The sequence below is a fragment of the Nocardia sp. NPDC050378 genome (genome assembly GCF_040655675.1).
GTDB classification, from domain to species: domain Bacteria; phylum Actinomycetota; class Actinomycetes; order Mycobacteriales; family Mycobacteriaceae; genus Nocardia; species Nocardia coubleae.
Window position 1 is genome coordinate 402,169 of record NZ_JBFAKI010000001.1, and the last position, 13,111, is coordinate 415,279.

General features: G+C 67.9%; 11 protein-coding genes. 7 read left to right on the top strand and 4 right to left on the bottom strand.

What is annotated here, in order from left to right:
• The first annotated feature begins 34 nt into the window (after positions 1 to 34).
• The 4 genes from AB0I35_RS01850 (at position 35) to AB0I35_RS01865 (ending at position 3,844) form a co-directional block, all read left to right on the top strand.
• Complete coding sequence (locus tag AB0I35_RS01850) at positions 35 to 829, top strand: LLM class F420-dependent oxidoreductase (RefSeq protein WP_357393452.1); 795 nt, start codon at positions 35 to 37, stop codon at positions 827 to 829.
• Positions 830 to 908: 79 nt separating this feature from the next.
• A complete protein-coding gene (locus AB0I35_RS01855; RefSeq protein WP_357393454.1) occupies positions 909 to 2,705 on the top strand; it encodes an ABC transporter substrate-binding protein/permease in 1,797 nt (598 codons plus the stop codon).
• A gap of 31 nt (positions 2,706 to 2,736) precedes the next feature.
• On the top strand, positions 2,737 to 3,462 hold the full coding sequence (locus AB0I35_RS01860) for an amino acid ABC transporter ATP-binding protein (RefSeq protein WP_357393456.1): 726 nt from the start codon (positions 2,737 to 2,739) through the stop codon (positions 3,460 to 3,462).
• An 85-nt stretch (positions 3,463 to 3,547) separates the two neighbouring features.
• Positions 3,548 to 3,844 (top strand): hypothetical protein, encoded by a 297-nt coding sequence (locus tag AB0I35_RS01865; RefSeq protein WP_357393458.1) that lies wholly within the window; start codon positions 3,548 to 3,550, stop codon positions 3,842 to 3,844.
• Positions 3,845 to 4,023: 179 nt separating this feature from the next.
• Here the strand turns inward: AB0I35_RS01865 and AB0I35_RS01870 are convergent, their stop codons facing one another.
• The 4 genes from AB0I35_RS01870 to AB0I35_RS01885 all read right to left on the bottom strand — a co-directional run bounded on the left by AB0I35_RS01870 (position 4,024) and on the right by AB0I35_RS01885 (position 9,416).
• Positions 4,024 to 5,241 (bottom strand): CHAT domain-containing protein, encoded by a 1,218-nt coding sequence (locus AB0I35_RS01870; protein WP_357394137.1) that lies wholly within the window; start codon positions 5,239 to 5,241, stop codon positions 4,024 to 4,026.
• A gap of 138 nt (positions 5,242 to 5,379) precedes the next feature.
• A complete protein-coding gene (locus AB0I35_RS01875; RefSeq protein WP_357393460.1) occupies positions 5,380 to 6,891 on the bottom strand; it encodes a tetratricopeptide repeat protein in 1,512 nt (503 codons plus the stop codon).
• A gap of 48 nt (positions 6,892 to 6,939) precedes the next feature.
• The gene (locus tag AB0I35_RS01880; protein ID WP_357393462.1) at positions 6,940 to 8,013 is read right to left on the bottom strand and encodes a hypothetical protein; all 1,074 of its coding nucleotides are present in this window, start codon (positions 8,011 to 8,013) and stop codon (positions 6,940 to 6,942) included.
• On the bottom strand, positions 8,013 to 9,416 hold the full coding sequence (locus AB0I35_RS01885) for a hypothetical protein (RefSeq protein ID WP_357394138.1): 1,404 nt from the start codon (positions 9,414 to 9,416) through the stop codon (positions 8,013 to 8,015). Before AB0I35_RS01885 ends, AB0I35_RS01880 begins: the two co-directional genes overlap by 1 nt.
• 146 nt (positions 9,417 to 9,562) lie before the next feature.
• Here AB0I35_RS01885 and AB0I35_RS01890 point away from each other — a divergent pair, with 146 nt between their 5' ends.
• The 3 genes from AB0I35_RS01890 to AB0I35_RS01900 all read left to right on the top strand — a co-directional run bounded on the left by AB0I35_RS01890 (position 9,563) and on the right by AB0I35_RS01900 (position 13,101).
• Entirely contained in the window at positions 9,563 to 10,078 is a 516-nt protein-coding gene (locus AB0I35_RS01890) for a lipoprotein LpqH (protein WP_357393464.1), read from the top strand.
• Positions 10,079 to 10,129: 51 nt separating this feature from the next.
• On the top strand, positions 10,130 to 10,930 hold the full coding sequence (locus tag AB0I35_RS01895) for a hypothetical protein (protein ID WP_357393466.1): 801 nt from the start codon (positions 10,130 to 10,132) through the stop codon (positions 10,928 to 10,930).
• A 122-nt stretch (positions 10,931 to 11,052) separates the two neighbouring features.
• Entirely contained in the window at positions 11,053 to 13,101 is a 2,049-nt protein-coding gene (locus AB0I35_RS01900; RefSeq protein WP_357393468.1) for a PhoX family phosphatase, read from the top strand.
• Positions 13,102 to 13,111: the final 10 nt, after the last annotated feature.

Here is a 13,111-nt window from a genome sequence, read left to right on the forward strand (position 1 = left end):
GTCCCGGAGCCCACCGAGTACCGAGGAGCGCGGTATGAGTCGTCCAGTTCGTATCGGAGTCCAGCTTCAGCCCCAGCACGCACCGGATTACGGGCTGATTCGTGACGCGGTGATGCGTGCCGAGGACGCCGGGGTGGACATCGTCTTCAACTGGGACCATTTCTATCCGCTCACCGGCGATCCGGCGGGGGCGCATTTCGAATGCTGGACCATGCTCGGCGCGTGGGCCGAGCAGACCGAGCGGGTCGAGTTCGGTGCGCTGGTCACCGGCGGTGGCTACCGCAATCCCGATCTGCTCGCCGATATGGCGCGCACGGTCGACCGGATCAGCGGCGGCCGGTTGATCCTCGGCATCGGTGCGGGCTGGTTCCAGCGCGACTACACCGAATACGGGTACGAATTCGGTACGGCCGGTAGCAGGCTGAACCTGTTGAAGGACAACATGTCCCGGCTCACCGCCCGCCTGCGCGTGCTCAGCCCGCCGCCGGTGCGTGACATCCCGATCCTCATCGGTGGCGGCGGCGAGCGCAAAACGCTGCGCCTGGTCGCCGAGTACGCCGACATCTGGCATTCCTTCGTCGACGTGGAGACGCTGGCGCACAAGAACAAGATCCTGGCCGAGCACGCGGCCGCCGTCGGCACCGACGAGAGCCGGATCGAACGGTCGGTGCAGTGGCAGGGCTGGGCACAGGCCGAACAGTTGCGCGCGGCGGGTGTGAGCCTGTTCACCATCGGCGTCTCCGGTCCCGACTACGACCTCGCCGAGGTGCGCCGCGCGATCGAGTGGCGCGACGAAGTGAACCCGGAATTACTGGAAGGCCTCGCATAAAATCTTTGACCTGCCCGGATGCACCACACCAGGCGCGGGTGGCGAGTGGGGACACAGGCGGGCATTAGGGTCTATCGGCATGGCAGGTGTGCGTGCTGTGCGAACCCGAGCGCGGATTGCCGCGCTGTTGCTCCTCGTCGGCGTGGCCGCGACCGGATGTGGTGGCTCCGGTGGCGAGACGGCGACGGGTGACCTGTGCTCGCCTCCGGGGCAGAGTGCGGCGGCCGCGGCGCCGACGAATCTCGCCTCCTCCGACACGGCGGGCACCGACCGCTACACGACACCGACCACGGTGCCGCTCGAGTCGATCGACACCAGCAAGCTCGGCCTGCTCAGTCCGGGCAAGCTCAGCGTCGGCACCCTCTCGGACGCGCCGCCGAGCATCTGCGTGAACGGCCAGGGCACCTTCACCGGCTTCGACAACGAACTGCTGCGCGAGATCGGCGCGAAACTCGGTCTGCAGGTGGAGTTCTCGGGCACCGAGTTCGCCGGGCTGCTCGCCCAGGTGGCGGGCAAGCGCTTCGATGTCGGTTCGTCCAACATCACCACCACCGACGCCAGGCGGGAACTCGTCGGCTTCACCAACGGCTACGACTTCGGCTATTTCTCGCTGGTCGTGCCGCAGGGTTCGGCGATCAAGGGCTTCGGTGACCTGAACGCCGGTTCGCGAATCGCCGTGGTGCAGGGCACCGTGCAGGACGAGTTCGTGGTGAACCAGCTGCGCCTGGACCCGGTGAAGTTCCCCGACTACAACACCGCCTACGCGAATCTGAAGTCCGGCCAGGTCGATGCCTGGGTCGCCCCGTCGGCGCAGGCCGAGGGCGCGATCAAACCGGGCGACGGAATCGTGGTGTCGGAGAACACCTTCAGCCTCGACAACTTCGTCGGCTACGCGGTGGCCAAGAACAACCAGCCGCTCATCGACGCCCTCAACGCGGGCTTGGACGCGGTGATCGCCGACGGCACCTACGCGCGCCTGTACGCCGACTGGGTGCCGCGTGAGCTGCCACCGGGCTGGAAGCCGGGGTCCAAAGCCGCACCGGCGCCGGAGCTCCCGGACTTCGCCGCCATCGCCGCGAGCAAGCAGCCCGGTGAAGCCGAAGTGGCACAGCAGAAATCGACCATCCAGCAGTTGAAGGACACCTTCTTCGACTGGTCGCTGTACACCAAGGCTTTTCCCGACCTCATCAAGACCGGTCTGCCGAATACGCTGATCCTGGCCGTGGTTTCGGGTGTCCTCGGCACCGTGCTCGGCATGCTCCTCGCGGTGATGGGTATCTCGCGCACCCGCTGGTTGCGCTGGCCCGCCCGCGTGTACACCGACATCTTCCGCGGCCTGCCCGCCGTGGTCATCATCCTGCTGATCGGGCTCGGTATCGGCCCGGTGGTTCGCAATGTCACCGGCGGCAACCCGTACTGGCTCGGCGCGGTGGCCCTGGCGCTGCTGGCGGCGGCTTATATCGGAGAGATCTTCCGGTCCGGTATCCAGTCGGTGGAGCCGGGTCAGCTCGAGGCGGCCCGTGCGATCGGGTTCGGGTACCGCCAGGCGATGACCCTTGTCGTGATCCCGCAGGGCGTGCGCCGGGTGCTGCCCGCGCTGATGAATCAGTTCATCGCGCTCATCAAGGATTCCTCGCTCATCTACTTCCTCGGGCTGCTCGCCTCCCAGCGCGAATTGTTCGCGGTCGGGCGCGACCTCAACGCCCAGACCGGCAACCTGTCCCCGCTGGTCGCGGCAGGTCTGATGTATCTGGTGCTGACCATCCCGCTCACCCACCTGGTGAACTACATCGACCGCCGGATGCGCATCGGGAAACCGGTACCCCCGGTCGACCCGCTCGAACAGGCCGTCATCACGGAAGGCCGCGGCGCGTGACCGCCCGGACGTACGAAGGAGTTACCGCCCGATGAGTGCATCCCTGACCGGCACCGGCCTGCACCTGACGCTGGGCAACAACCACATCCTGCGCGGCGTCGACATCCACGTCGACGCGGGCAAGACCACCACGGTCATCGGCCCGTCGGGCTCCGGCAAGTCGACCCTGCTGCGGGTACTCAACCGCCTGCACGAACCCGACAGGGGCGACATCCTGCTCGACGGCGAATCGGTGCTGCGCGAGAACCCCGACCGGTTGCGGCAGCGCATCGGCATGGTGTTCCAGCAGTTCAACCTGTTCCCGCACAAAACGGTCGCCGACAATATCGCCCTCGGGCCGCGCAAACTGCGCGGGCTCTCGGCCGAGCAGGCGCGGGCGCTCGCGGTGGAGCAGCTCGAGATCGTCGGCCTGGCCGACAAGGCCGACGCGCGACCCGGTTCGCTGTCGGGTGGGCAGCAGCAGCGCGTCGCCATCGCCCGCGCCCTCGCCATGAAACCGGAACTGATGTTCTTCGACGAGGCCACCTCCGCGCTCGACCCCGAGCTGGTGAAGGGCGTGCTCGCGCTCATGGCCGACCTCGCCGCCGGCGGCATGTCGATGATCGTGGTGACCCACGAGATGGGGTTCGCGCGCAGCGTCTCCGACAGCGTGGTGTTCATGGACCAGGGCCAGGTCGTGGAGACCGGCGCGCCCGCCGAGCTGTTCGACGACGCCAAGACGCCGCGTCTGCGCCGCTTCCTCGATCAGGTCCTCTGACCAGCTACGAAGGGCTCGCAGCAACGCATGCGCAACTGCTAATGTCGGGAGAGTTGCAAGCTCGATTCGATCCGGAGGAGAGCAGATGACCACCGCGCACGCCGAACATCCGCAGCACACCCACGTCCACGGCCCCACCTGCGGGCACGTCGCCGTCCCGCACCAGGACCACGTCGACTACGTCCACGATGGGCACTTACACCGCGAACACGAGGGCCACTTCGACGAGTGCGAACCCTCGTCCCACGTGGCCTGCTCCGATCACGACCACGTCCACGGCCCCGGCTGTGGGCACGTCGCCGTCCCGCACAACGACCACGTCGACTACATCCACGACGGTCACCGCCACGCGCCCCACGACGGACACTACGACGACCACTGACAGCCGACGGCTCACGCCGCAGCCCTTGGCACGCTGTGGTGCCGCTGTCGCTGCGGGTCCTCGAAGATCTCGCTGAAAGCGGGGGCGGTTGATCTGAGGACATCACCTCGCCGGTCGCCATCGAGACCGGCGCGACGGCCGGAGCCGCAGGTTGGGCGGTGGCCATCGTCGCGGCAAGGTCAGCCGGTGACCGTGGCGAAGGCGGACCAGAGGAGGGGGGAGTTCTCGGTGGTCGGGGTGGATCGCCAGGCCGCGAGGCGGGTCCGCTGCCAGTCCAGGAGCGTCGTCACCGGGGTGGGGGAGTCATGGGCGGTGTCGACGGCCCGGATGGCGGCTTGGAGCGGGTGGCCGGTTGTCGCTGTGAGGGTGTGGAAGGCGTGGTCGGTGGGGAGTGGCCAGCGGGTGGCGGTGACCAGTTCGGCGCCTGCCGACAGTGCCGCGGTTGTCAGGCCGAGGGCTTCGGTGAAGCGCAGGTCGCCACCGCTTTCGCAGGCGATGAGCGCTACCCGGCTCGGCATCGGCCACAGGTCGCGGCCGGCGACCGGTGCGGGCTCGAGGGTGTAGGTGCCGAGCAACAGGTCCTTGGCCGACAGCGGGCGGTGTGAGCGGGTCGGCGCCGCGAAACCACGAGTGTCCGTGGTGCACGCCAGGTGCAGTCGCGCGTGCTCGCTTTCCCCGGACTCCGGTGCGGGCGCGGTGACATGGCCCACGTAGATCAGGCGGCTCGCGCCCGCGCGGAGTGTGTCGGACAGCCAGTCGCGATCCAGATCGGTGCGCCGGAACAGTTCCACCGGATCGGCGACCGTCGGCACCACGCGGTCACCGTAAATACTGAAATGTTGCGCCACAATGGAATCCGCACTCGGACGGCCGAGCACTGACCCGAGCTCGGAGTCCGCGCGGAAACCGGGAACTCGCGGATCCAGCACCGCCACCACCGGCAGGTCCCGGGTCTCACTCCAACGCCGCACCAGTCGATCCGGTGCCCGAACCACCGATACCGGCGCCAGCAGGCTCACATCGGCGATATCGAGCAGCCGGATCGCCGGATCGGGCGCGATGATCTCCCACGGAACCTGGGCGAGCCGAGGCGACGGTTGAATCCGCAGATGCGGCCGGATGCCCCGCTGCGACAGTTCGTACAGCTGCACCGCGAGCCCGTACGGCAGCAGCGCGCGTGACAACGACTGTGCCAGTGCGTTTTCCGCCTCTGGATCGACCAGTGCGCCCTCGGTCATCACCCGGCTCAACTCGTCCGGGCGGCGGGGATCGGGCACCGCGGCGGCCAGCTGCCGCAATACCGCACGCACATCATCGCGCGGCAGCATCGCCACCCCGCGCGCCGAGGTGTCCTCGACCCATCGCCAGGACACATAGACGTCGCCCGCGTCGGCCATCCGGATCAGCGCGGTGGGTTGTTCGATGCTCACGTGCACTCACTCATCGCTCTGGAGTGCTCGGCTGCTGCCGGGCACTGGCTCGCTGCTTTCGGGGTGCGGTCGCCGGGCGGGCGCTCGTTGCGCTCGGTGGTGTGATCACAGCGCGATCACCCGGTGGTCACGGATCAGGCGCCCGTATCGCTGCTCGGCGTGGGAAATGTAGTCCGACAGCAGGATTCGACCGCGATCGGACAGGCGCGGTGGTGGGGTGACGCGGATTCCCGCTGCGGCGGCTACGTCGGCGAGGGCGGTGCCCAGATGTAGCGCGGGGGCCGGGTCGTCGGAGACCGGTGGGTCGAGCAGCTCGAATTCGAGGGTGGCTGAGCGCGGTTCGATCACCGACTCGACATCGAGGGCTGTTCCCGCACAACGGCTGTCGATCAGATCCGCGACCAACTGGCCGTCGCCGGTGCGGGCCGCGCACTGAAAGGCCAGGCGCATGGCGGGTTCGGCGACCATGCGGTGCCAGTGCTCGCGCTGATTCCCGTTGGGCAGCGTGTGGCGAACCGCATCGATGGCCAGCGCGGCGGGGACCGCGAGGGTGAGCGCTCGCGACAGTGTGGCCGGATCAGGATGAGCGTCGGCCTCGATCGTCCGGTGCAGCAATTCGGCGTGCCAGTAGTCGAGCTGGGCGCAGTGCATTCCGAGACCGTGTTCGGCGTAGACCTCGAACGACATCGCGAGCAGTTCCTCCGCGAGGGCGAGATCGTTTTCGGCGGCGGCGACGGTGGCCAGCCGCAACCGCACATCCGCCGCGTCGAGCACCGCACCGGCCTTGTCGAAACAGTCGAGCGCATGCCGATATCGGGCCCGCGCGGTGTCGAAGTCACCCCTGCCTTCGGCCAGGTAGCCGTAGGTTTTCGCACCGATACCCGCGCGATGCTCGAGCTCGGCTCCCTCGAAGAATCCCTGGCTGGCCCCCAACGGTTCCTCGGCATCGTCGTAGCGGCCGGACCGCACGAACATGATGGCCAGGTTCTGCTGGGTTTCGGCCACGGCCGCGGCATCGCCCACCGTCTCGAACGCGGCCAGTGCTTGCCTCGCGAAGTCGACGGCCAGTTCCCGTCGGCCGATCTCGAACGACGCGGCCGCCAGATTCATCAACGGATGACCGATCAGCTCGGGCGCCAACCGGCGGGTCACATCGAGCGACTCGGCGGCGAGCTCATCGGCCCGCGCCCACTGCTGGCGGTGCAGCGCGACAGCGGTGAGCGAAAGCAGACAGGCCACCGGCAACAGGCCCTGGTCGGTGCCGTCGGCGAGCAGCGACCGGGCCTCTTCCAGCGCTTCCTGGGCGGAGTCGAGCTCACCCAGATGCTGGTAGGCCTGCGAAAGATCGACCAGCGCGGCCGGTCGTTGATGAGCCGCGTCGGCGGGCATCACGGCGAGCGCGGTGCGCATCAGGCTCACCGACCGCCGATGCTCACCCAGCTCGTCGGCCATGCTCGCCGCGTTGATCAACGCCGCGCTGCGCAGGCGGGGCGGCGCGTCCTGTGCGGCGCGTTCGAAGATCTCCAGTGCCCCGAGCACGTCACCACGCTGGTAGGCCGCGTATCCCGCGGCGAGCTGGTCGTCGTCGCTGTCCGATGTCCTACCGGTCGCTGCCATCGCATCGGCTCCTTGTCGTCCGGGCGCGCTCGGCGATCCGTGCGCGCATCAGAAGTCGTCATCGGATTCGGCGGCTGCGGATTCGGCGGCCAACAGCTGGACACCACCCTGCGCGGTGAGTCGTCTGCGGGCGAAATCGCGGATACGCGCACGCATAACCGACTCGTCCGGGTAACTGGTCGAGGGGCCGACTCCGGGGACGAAAACCGAGAGGGTGGTGAAGGTTTCGGTGGTCTCGGGCAGCTGTACCTCGGCGGACCAGCTGTCCGTGCGCAGATGCAGTTCGGCAGTGACGGCGGCCTCGGTTCCGTTGTCCACATCGAGCCGGACATGTGGGCGAAGGTGCTCGGGCAGGTGGAGTGGGCAGTCCGGCGCGGCAACGACGGTGACCCGTGTCGTCGAGATGCCCGAGGACCGGGAGACCGTCCAGGCCAGCGCATCGGCGCCCGCGTCGAGAATCCCGGGTGGGCATCGCCGCCAGTCCCAGTCACCGCTCCCATGCGCGACGATCAGCCCGTCGCCGGGCTGCTTCCCGCCTGCCGCCAGCGCGTAATCCTCGGCACGAGCGGATGATTCGACGCCAGGGCGGCTTCGCTGGGAGATCGACTCGGGACCTGTGGTTCGACGAGAACTCAGCTCAGTGATCAACCCCTCGGCATCATCACCTGGAGCGAGCTCGAGGAACTCCGAATCTGCGAGCACCATTTCGCACATCGCACCGAGCTGCCCGATTTCTGCGTCGAGTAAGTGACGGTCGAGGGCTGGAATACCCTCGACGGTCGACGCCGGCCACCAACGAGAAGCCCAGTGGGCGTACGCAAGTCGCCGCAAGGCGGCAACGAGATCAGGCCGAACCGATTCGGCGGCGATTTCGCCGTCCGCGCCGTCGGCCACTGCGATCGCGACACCCTCTCCATAGATCGCCCACAGCCAGTCCTGCGCGGTTACGGGATCGTCGAGCACAGCAGCGGGCAGCTGCCGATCATCGAGCAAGCTCCAACTGAGGTGCCCACCGACAACTTCGAGCACCATCGCGTCCAACGGAGCCAGGGTGTCGGTGACCAGTGGAGTTTCACCAGGAGCGATGGTCAGCAGACCATCGGCGCGACTGAGCCGAATCATCAACTGGCCCTGGCTTCCTCGACGTCGTCCATGGCCACCGTGAGTGCCTGTTTCACTCGCGTTCGGTGGTCGAGCATCACCGACCGCGCGACCCCGTCGAGCAGATCCCACAGCTCGACCGGATCGAACACCGCCAACTCGCGAACGTCACGCCCGTGCAACCGAACCCACAGCCTGCGCAGGTAGGGGCGCCACGGTGTCCGCAGCTCGGCGGCGACCGCCGCCAGCGGTCCACTCACCTCCTCACCGAGGTGGACCGAGTAGCGCCGCGCTTGCAGGACGTACGCTTCCCGCCGCCATCGCGCGTTCACCACCGCGTGCGCCCGCGACCCGGGACCGGGCTCGTCCGCTCGGGGCGTGGTCGAAGGCGTTGCCGCCACCCGCCGGCCCGAATCTTCGGCGCCACGAGCACCAGGCAAGCCCGTCACGAACGGCTTCGACGACGGTGAAGTCCCATCCAACGGTGAAAAACCAAGGGCTAATTCGCAACCCGCCGCCGCCGTCACGCGAAGAGATTCGTCGAGCAACCCCCACGGCGAACAGCTCCGGGTCACCTCGGTGCTCACCAACGTCGGTAGATCGGGCAGATCGGTCCGGTCGATGCTGCCCTGCAGAACGGTGAAGACACGTTCGTAGATGCTCCGGTCGAACGGGAGCGCGAGAGTGGCGGTCGAGGCGGTGGCGCCGACTACGGGGCGTGGTGGGCACTCGTGCACGGTCAGGCCCAGGTCGTCGGCCCCGTGCCTAGGATGCGGGCGCCACAGCGCGATGCCCCGGTGGGTGCCCACCTCGTCCTCGATCAGTTCGTCGAGCAGCGGGCCTGCGTCGGCGGGGTCGCCCTCGCGGGCCAGCGTGCTCGCGTCGAGTAGTTCGGTCAGCGCGGAGGCGAGCTCGCGCGCACCGGAGTTCGCCACGGGGCGTGCGCGCCAGGCGGACTCGATGAGCGATGTCAGTTCGGCGAGTCGGTTCGGTTCGGTCACCAGGTTTTTCAGCGCCGTCGTGGTGCGCCCGCCCGTTCCCTCGTGTACCTCGCGCAGCACTGCGGCAGCACGCTCGCGGGCATCCGCTCCCGGTTCACCGTGCAGAGTCGCCAGCTCGAAGCATCGCTGGAAGTACAGATCCTGCGCGTTGCCCTCGGTGATCCGTAAGGCGCGCCGCGCCTGTTTGAGGACGGTGAACCAGCTCGCGCACGCCCGCAGCGCATCGGAACGCGCGAGTACCAGGGAGGTCAGCAAGGTGACGCCGTCGGCGTCGAGGACGCTGCCCGCGCACAGCGGATGCTGCATCGGCCGGATGACCAGCGGATCGAGGATCAGTTTCACGGTGCGCCGCAACGGCGCACCCTGTGGTCCGCTCAAGGCGTCGACACCGTCGAGCCCGCGCCACACCTCGTCGAGCACCATGGCGCGGGGTCTTCGCATTCGACCAGGGTAACCGCAGGTCAGCCGACTGTCCGAGGGAAAACTTGGGATCGGTAGGCGGCGCGGGATTTCTACCTTTCTCGCAACGGGTTCACGACCCGCTCACACCGAGAGAGAACGGAAACACCATGAACACCAAGCTGATCGCCACCCTCGCCGCCGCCTCCGCCGCGACCGCCCTGTTCGTCACCGGCTGCAGCGACTCCGGCAGTTCCACCAGCACCCCGTCGAGCACCGCCGCCGCCCCCGCGCCGGCCGCGGGCAAGTCCACCGCCAGCGTCGACGGCAAGGAACTCACCGCGAAGTTCGACACCACCTGCGCCGAGCAGGGCGGAACCTTGGCGCTCGCCCTCACCGACACGGCCAACTCCACCTACGGCAGCCTCTCGGTGAGCGCGACGCTGGAAGGCGAAACGGTGCAGGCCGTCGCCATCGCCGGCAGCCAGGGCGGGTCGAGTGGCATGCCGTACGCCGTGGGCTACGGCAACGGCCAGCCGGGCGGCTCGGCCACCCTCGCCAAGGACGGCAACACCTTCCGCGTCACCGGCGAGGGCGTCGGTGCCCCCGATATGACCAACCCGCTGGCAGGCCCGTCGACGGTGAAGTTCGACATCACCTTCGCCTGCTCCACCATCGTCGGCTGACCCGACCACCCCGATCGCGATCCGGTCGCATCCATTTCGAGGAGGAAAAAAATGACATCCAAGCTGCGTGCGGCCGCGGTCGCCTTCGGGGTCTTGGCCATCGGCTATTACCTCTACTACGGCTTCACCTACACCCCCGACCCGTACACCGGCTCCATGCTCGGCTGGGTCGGTCCGCAGATGGCGTTGCCCATCATCGCGCTGACGATCGTCCCGATGGTCTTCGCCTTCACCGGTGCCGGCATCTTTGAGGCCTTCACCGGCAACAACAGCTCCGAGTTCCGCGGCGGTGAGATCGGCATCGGCACCATCACCGCCTACCGGCAGACGGGGGTGTCGGTGAACGACCAACCGCAGGTGCGGATCGAATTCCGGGTCGAGGGCGCCGACGGCAAGACCTTCGACTCGCACGCGAAGATGATCGTGCCGCTCACCGAACTGGCCCTGCTGCGCCCCGGCGTCGTCCTGCCGGTGCGGTACCTGCCCGGCCGCACCGACCGGGTGGAGGTCGACCGCTCCGGCGACGCGAACGCCGCCCAGCGCGCCATGAACGAGTCGCTCATCCGCAAGGGCATCACCACCCGCGACAAGCTCGACATCGCCGAACGCGGCATCGCCGCCCAGGCGGTGGTCCGCAGCCTCGATGTGCCCGGTCGCATCCGCGGCGGCTACACCGAGGTGGTGCTCGGGCTGGTCGTCACCCGCCCCGACGGCAGCACCTTCCAGACCAGCGCCGAGAAGTACCTGCCACCGACCGCGATCGGATCGGTGCAGGTGGGACGGATCATCGGCGTCCACTACCTGCCCGGCGACGAACAGGAGGTGGTGATCTCCCTGCCCATCAACGCCTGACCCACCCCCACTCGGCGCGTGCTGCCCACGCGCCGAGTTTTGGTCGTGCGTTCACCTTCACGTTCCCGACGCCTCGCCTGCGCTGCCTACCGTGCCGGAAACCGCACTAATCAGGAGTAATCGTGAGTCTGAAACCGCTCGCCCTTTTCGTCACCCACGACGGTCAGTCGTCACGCTCGGCCATCACCTGCGAATACAAGTGCGGCAACGCCTGCTTCCACGAGGTCCCCAACACCTCTGACGGCGAGTACTTCGGTGACATCGTCGCCCGGCTGAACCGTCGCGGACTCATCAAGGGCGGTGCCGCTGCGGTGCTCGCCGTCGGCGCCGCGAGCATGCTTGCCGCCTGTGGCGACGACAGCTCCGACACCGGTTCGGCCGGTTCGCCCGGCACCGGCACCGGCTTCACCCCCGTCGCGCCGAACAAGGAAGACGCCGTCGTCGTCCCCGAGGGCTACGAGCAGTCGGTGCTGATCCGCTGGGGTGACGCGGTGCTCGAGGGCGCGCCCGCCTTCGACTTCGAGAAGCAGACCCCGGCCGCCGCCGCAAAGCAGTTCGGCTACAACTGCGACTTCGCCGGCCTGCTGCCCATCGAGGGCGAGGCCGACAAGTACGTGCTGGTCGTGAGCCACGAATACAGCACCGAGCCGATGATGTTCCGCGGCTACAACAAGGACGCGCCGACCCGCGAGCAGTTCGAAATAGCGCTCGCCTCACACGGTTTGAGTGTGGTCGAGGTACACGGGCAGGCCGGATCCGGTCAGCTGAAGCCGGTGTTCGGCAAGTACAACCGCCGCATCACCGCGACCACCGAGTTCGAGGTGCGTGGTCCGGCCGCCGGTAGCGCGCTGCTGAAGACCAAGGCCGATCCCACCGGTACCAAGGTGCTCGGCACGCTGAACAACTGCTCCGGTGGCGTAACTCCCTGGGGCACTGTGCTTTCCGGCGAAGAGAACTTCAACCAGTACTTCGGCAACGCCGAGAAGGTGACCGACGCCGATGTCGCCAAGAAGCTGAAGCGCTACGGCATCGAGGGCGGCGCGTCGGAGCGTCGCTGGGAGAACTTCGATCCCCGTTTCGATCTCACCCAGGAACTCAACGAGGTGAACCGCTTCGGTTACGTCGTGGAGGTGAACCCGTGGGACGCGTCCTCGGCGCCGGTGAAGCACACCGCGCTCGGTCGCTTCAAGCACGAGGCCGCCACCATCCACGTCACCGCCGACGGCAGCGTCGTCGCCTACAGCGGTGACGACGAGCGCTTCGACTACATGTACAAGTTCGTCTCGGCCAAGAAGGTACAGCCGGGCGTCGGTGCGTCGAGCATGCGCCACAACATGACCATCCTCGACGAGGGCACCCTCTACGTCGCCAAGCTCACCGGCGACCACGCCGCCGAGATCGACGGTTCCGGTAAGGTCCCCACCGGCGGTTTCACCGGTAAGGGCGAGTGGATCCGCCTGCTCGAGACCGGCGCCGACGGCAAGGGCAAGTCGTTCGTCGACGGCATGTCGGCCGAAGAGGTCGCCGTGTACACCCGCCTGGCCGGTGACAAGGTCGGCGCGACCAAGATGGACCGCCCCGAGGACTTCGAGACCAACCCGAAGACCGGCAAGGTGTACGTGGCGCTGACCAACAACTCCAACCGCGGCGCCGACGGCAAGCCCGGTGTGGACGAGGCCAACCCGCGCAAGCAGAACAAGAACGGCCAGGTCCTCGAGCTCACCGACAACCACACCGGCACCGACTTCACCTGGACCCTGCTGCTGGTCTGCGGTGACCCCGCCGCCGCCGACACCTACTTCAGCGGCTTCGACAAGTCCAAGGTCAGCGCCATCTCCTGCCCCGACAACCTGGCCTTCGACCCGTACGGCAACCTGTGGATCTCCACCGACGGCAACGCCCTGAAGTCCAACGACGGCCTGTTCGCCGTGGTCCTCGACGGCCCCAACCGCGGTGAGACCAAACAGTTCCTCACCGTCCCCCGCGGCGGTGAGACCTGCGGCCCGATCATCACCGAGAAGCAGGTCATCGTCTCCGTCCAGCACCCCGGCGAGTCCGACGACGCCACGGTCGACAAGCCCCTGTCGAACTGGCCCGACGGTGGCACCACCCAACCCCGCCCCTCGGTCGCGGTGGTCTGGAAGAAGAACGGCGGTCGCATCGGCGTCTGACCCCGCCGAA

Excerpts from the sequence above, each read along its gene's own strand:
- AB0I35_RS01885 (WP_357394138.1), bottom strand. The coding sequence starts at position 9,416 with ATGGTGCTCGACGAGGTGTGGCGCGGGCTCGACGGTGTCGACGCCTTG.
- AB0I35_RS01875 (WP_357393460.1), bottom strand. The coding sequence starts at position 6,891 with ATGGCAGCGACCGGTAGGACATCGGACAGCGACGACGACCAGCTCGCC.
- AB0I35_RS01890 (WP_357393464.1), top strand. The coding sequence starts at position 9,563 with ATGAACACCAAGCTGATCGCCACCCTCGCCGCCGCCTCCGCCGCGACC.
- AB0I35_RS01895 (WP_357393466.1), top strand. The coding sequence starts at position 10,130 with ATGACATCCAAGCTGCGTGCGGCCGCGGTCGCCTTCGGGGTCTTGGCC.
- AB0I35_RS01860 (WP_357393456.1), top strand. The coding sequence starts at position 2,737 with ATGAGTGCATCCCTGACCGGCACCGGCCTGCACCTGACGCTGGGCAAC.
- AB0I35_RS01880 (WP_357393462.1), bottom strand. The coding sequence starts at position 8,013 with ATGATTCGGCTCAGTCGCGCCGATGGTCTGCTGACCATCGCTCCTGGT.
- AB0I35_RS01870 (WP_357394137.1), bottom strand. The coding sequence starts at position 5,241 with ATGGCCGACGCGGGCGACGTCTATGTGTCCTGGCGATGGGTCGAGGAC.
- AB0I35_RS01855 (WP_357393454.1), top strand. The coding sequence starts at position 909 with ATGGCAGGTGTGCGTGCTGTGCGAACCCGAGCGCGGATTGCCGCGCTG.
- AB0I35_RS01865 (WP_357393458.1), top strand. The coding sequence starts at position 3,548 with ATGACCACCGCGCACGCCGAACATCCGCAGCACACCCACGTCCACGGC.
- AB0I35_RS01850 (WP_357393452.1), top strand. The coding sequence starts at position 35 with ATGAGTCGTCCAGTTCGTATCGGAGTCCAGCTTCAGCCCCAGCACGCA.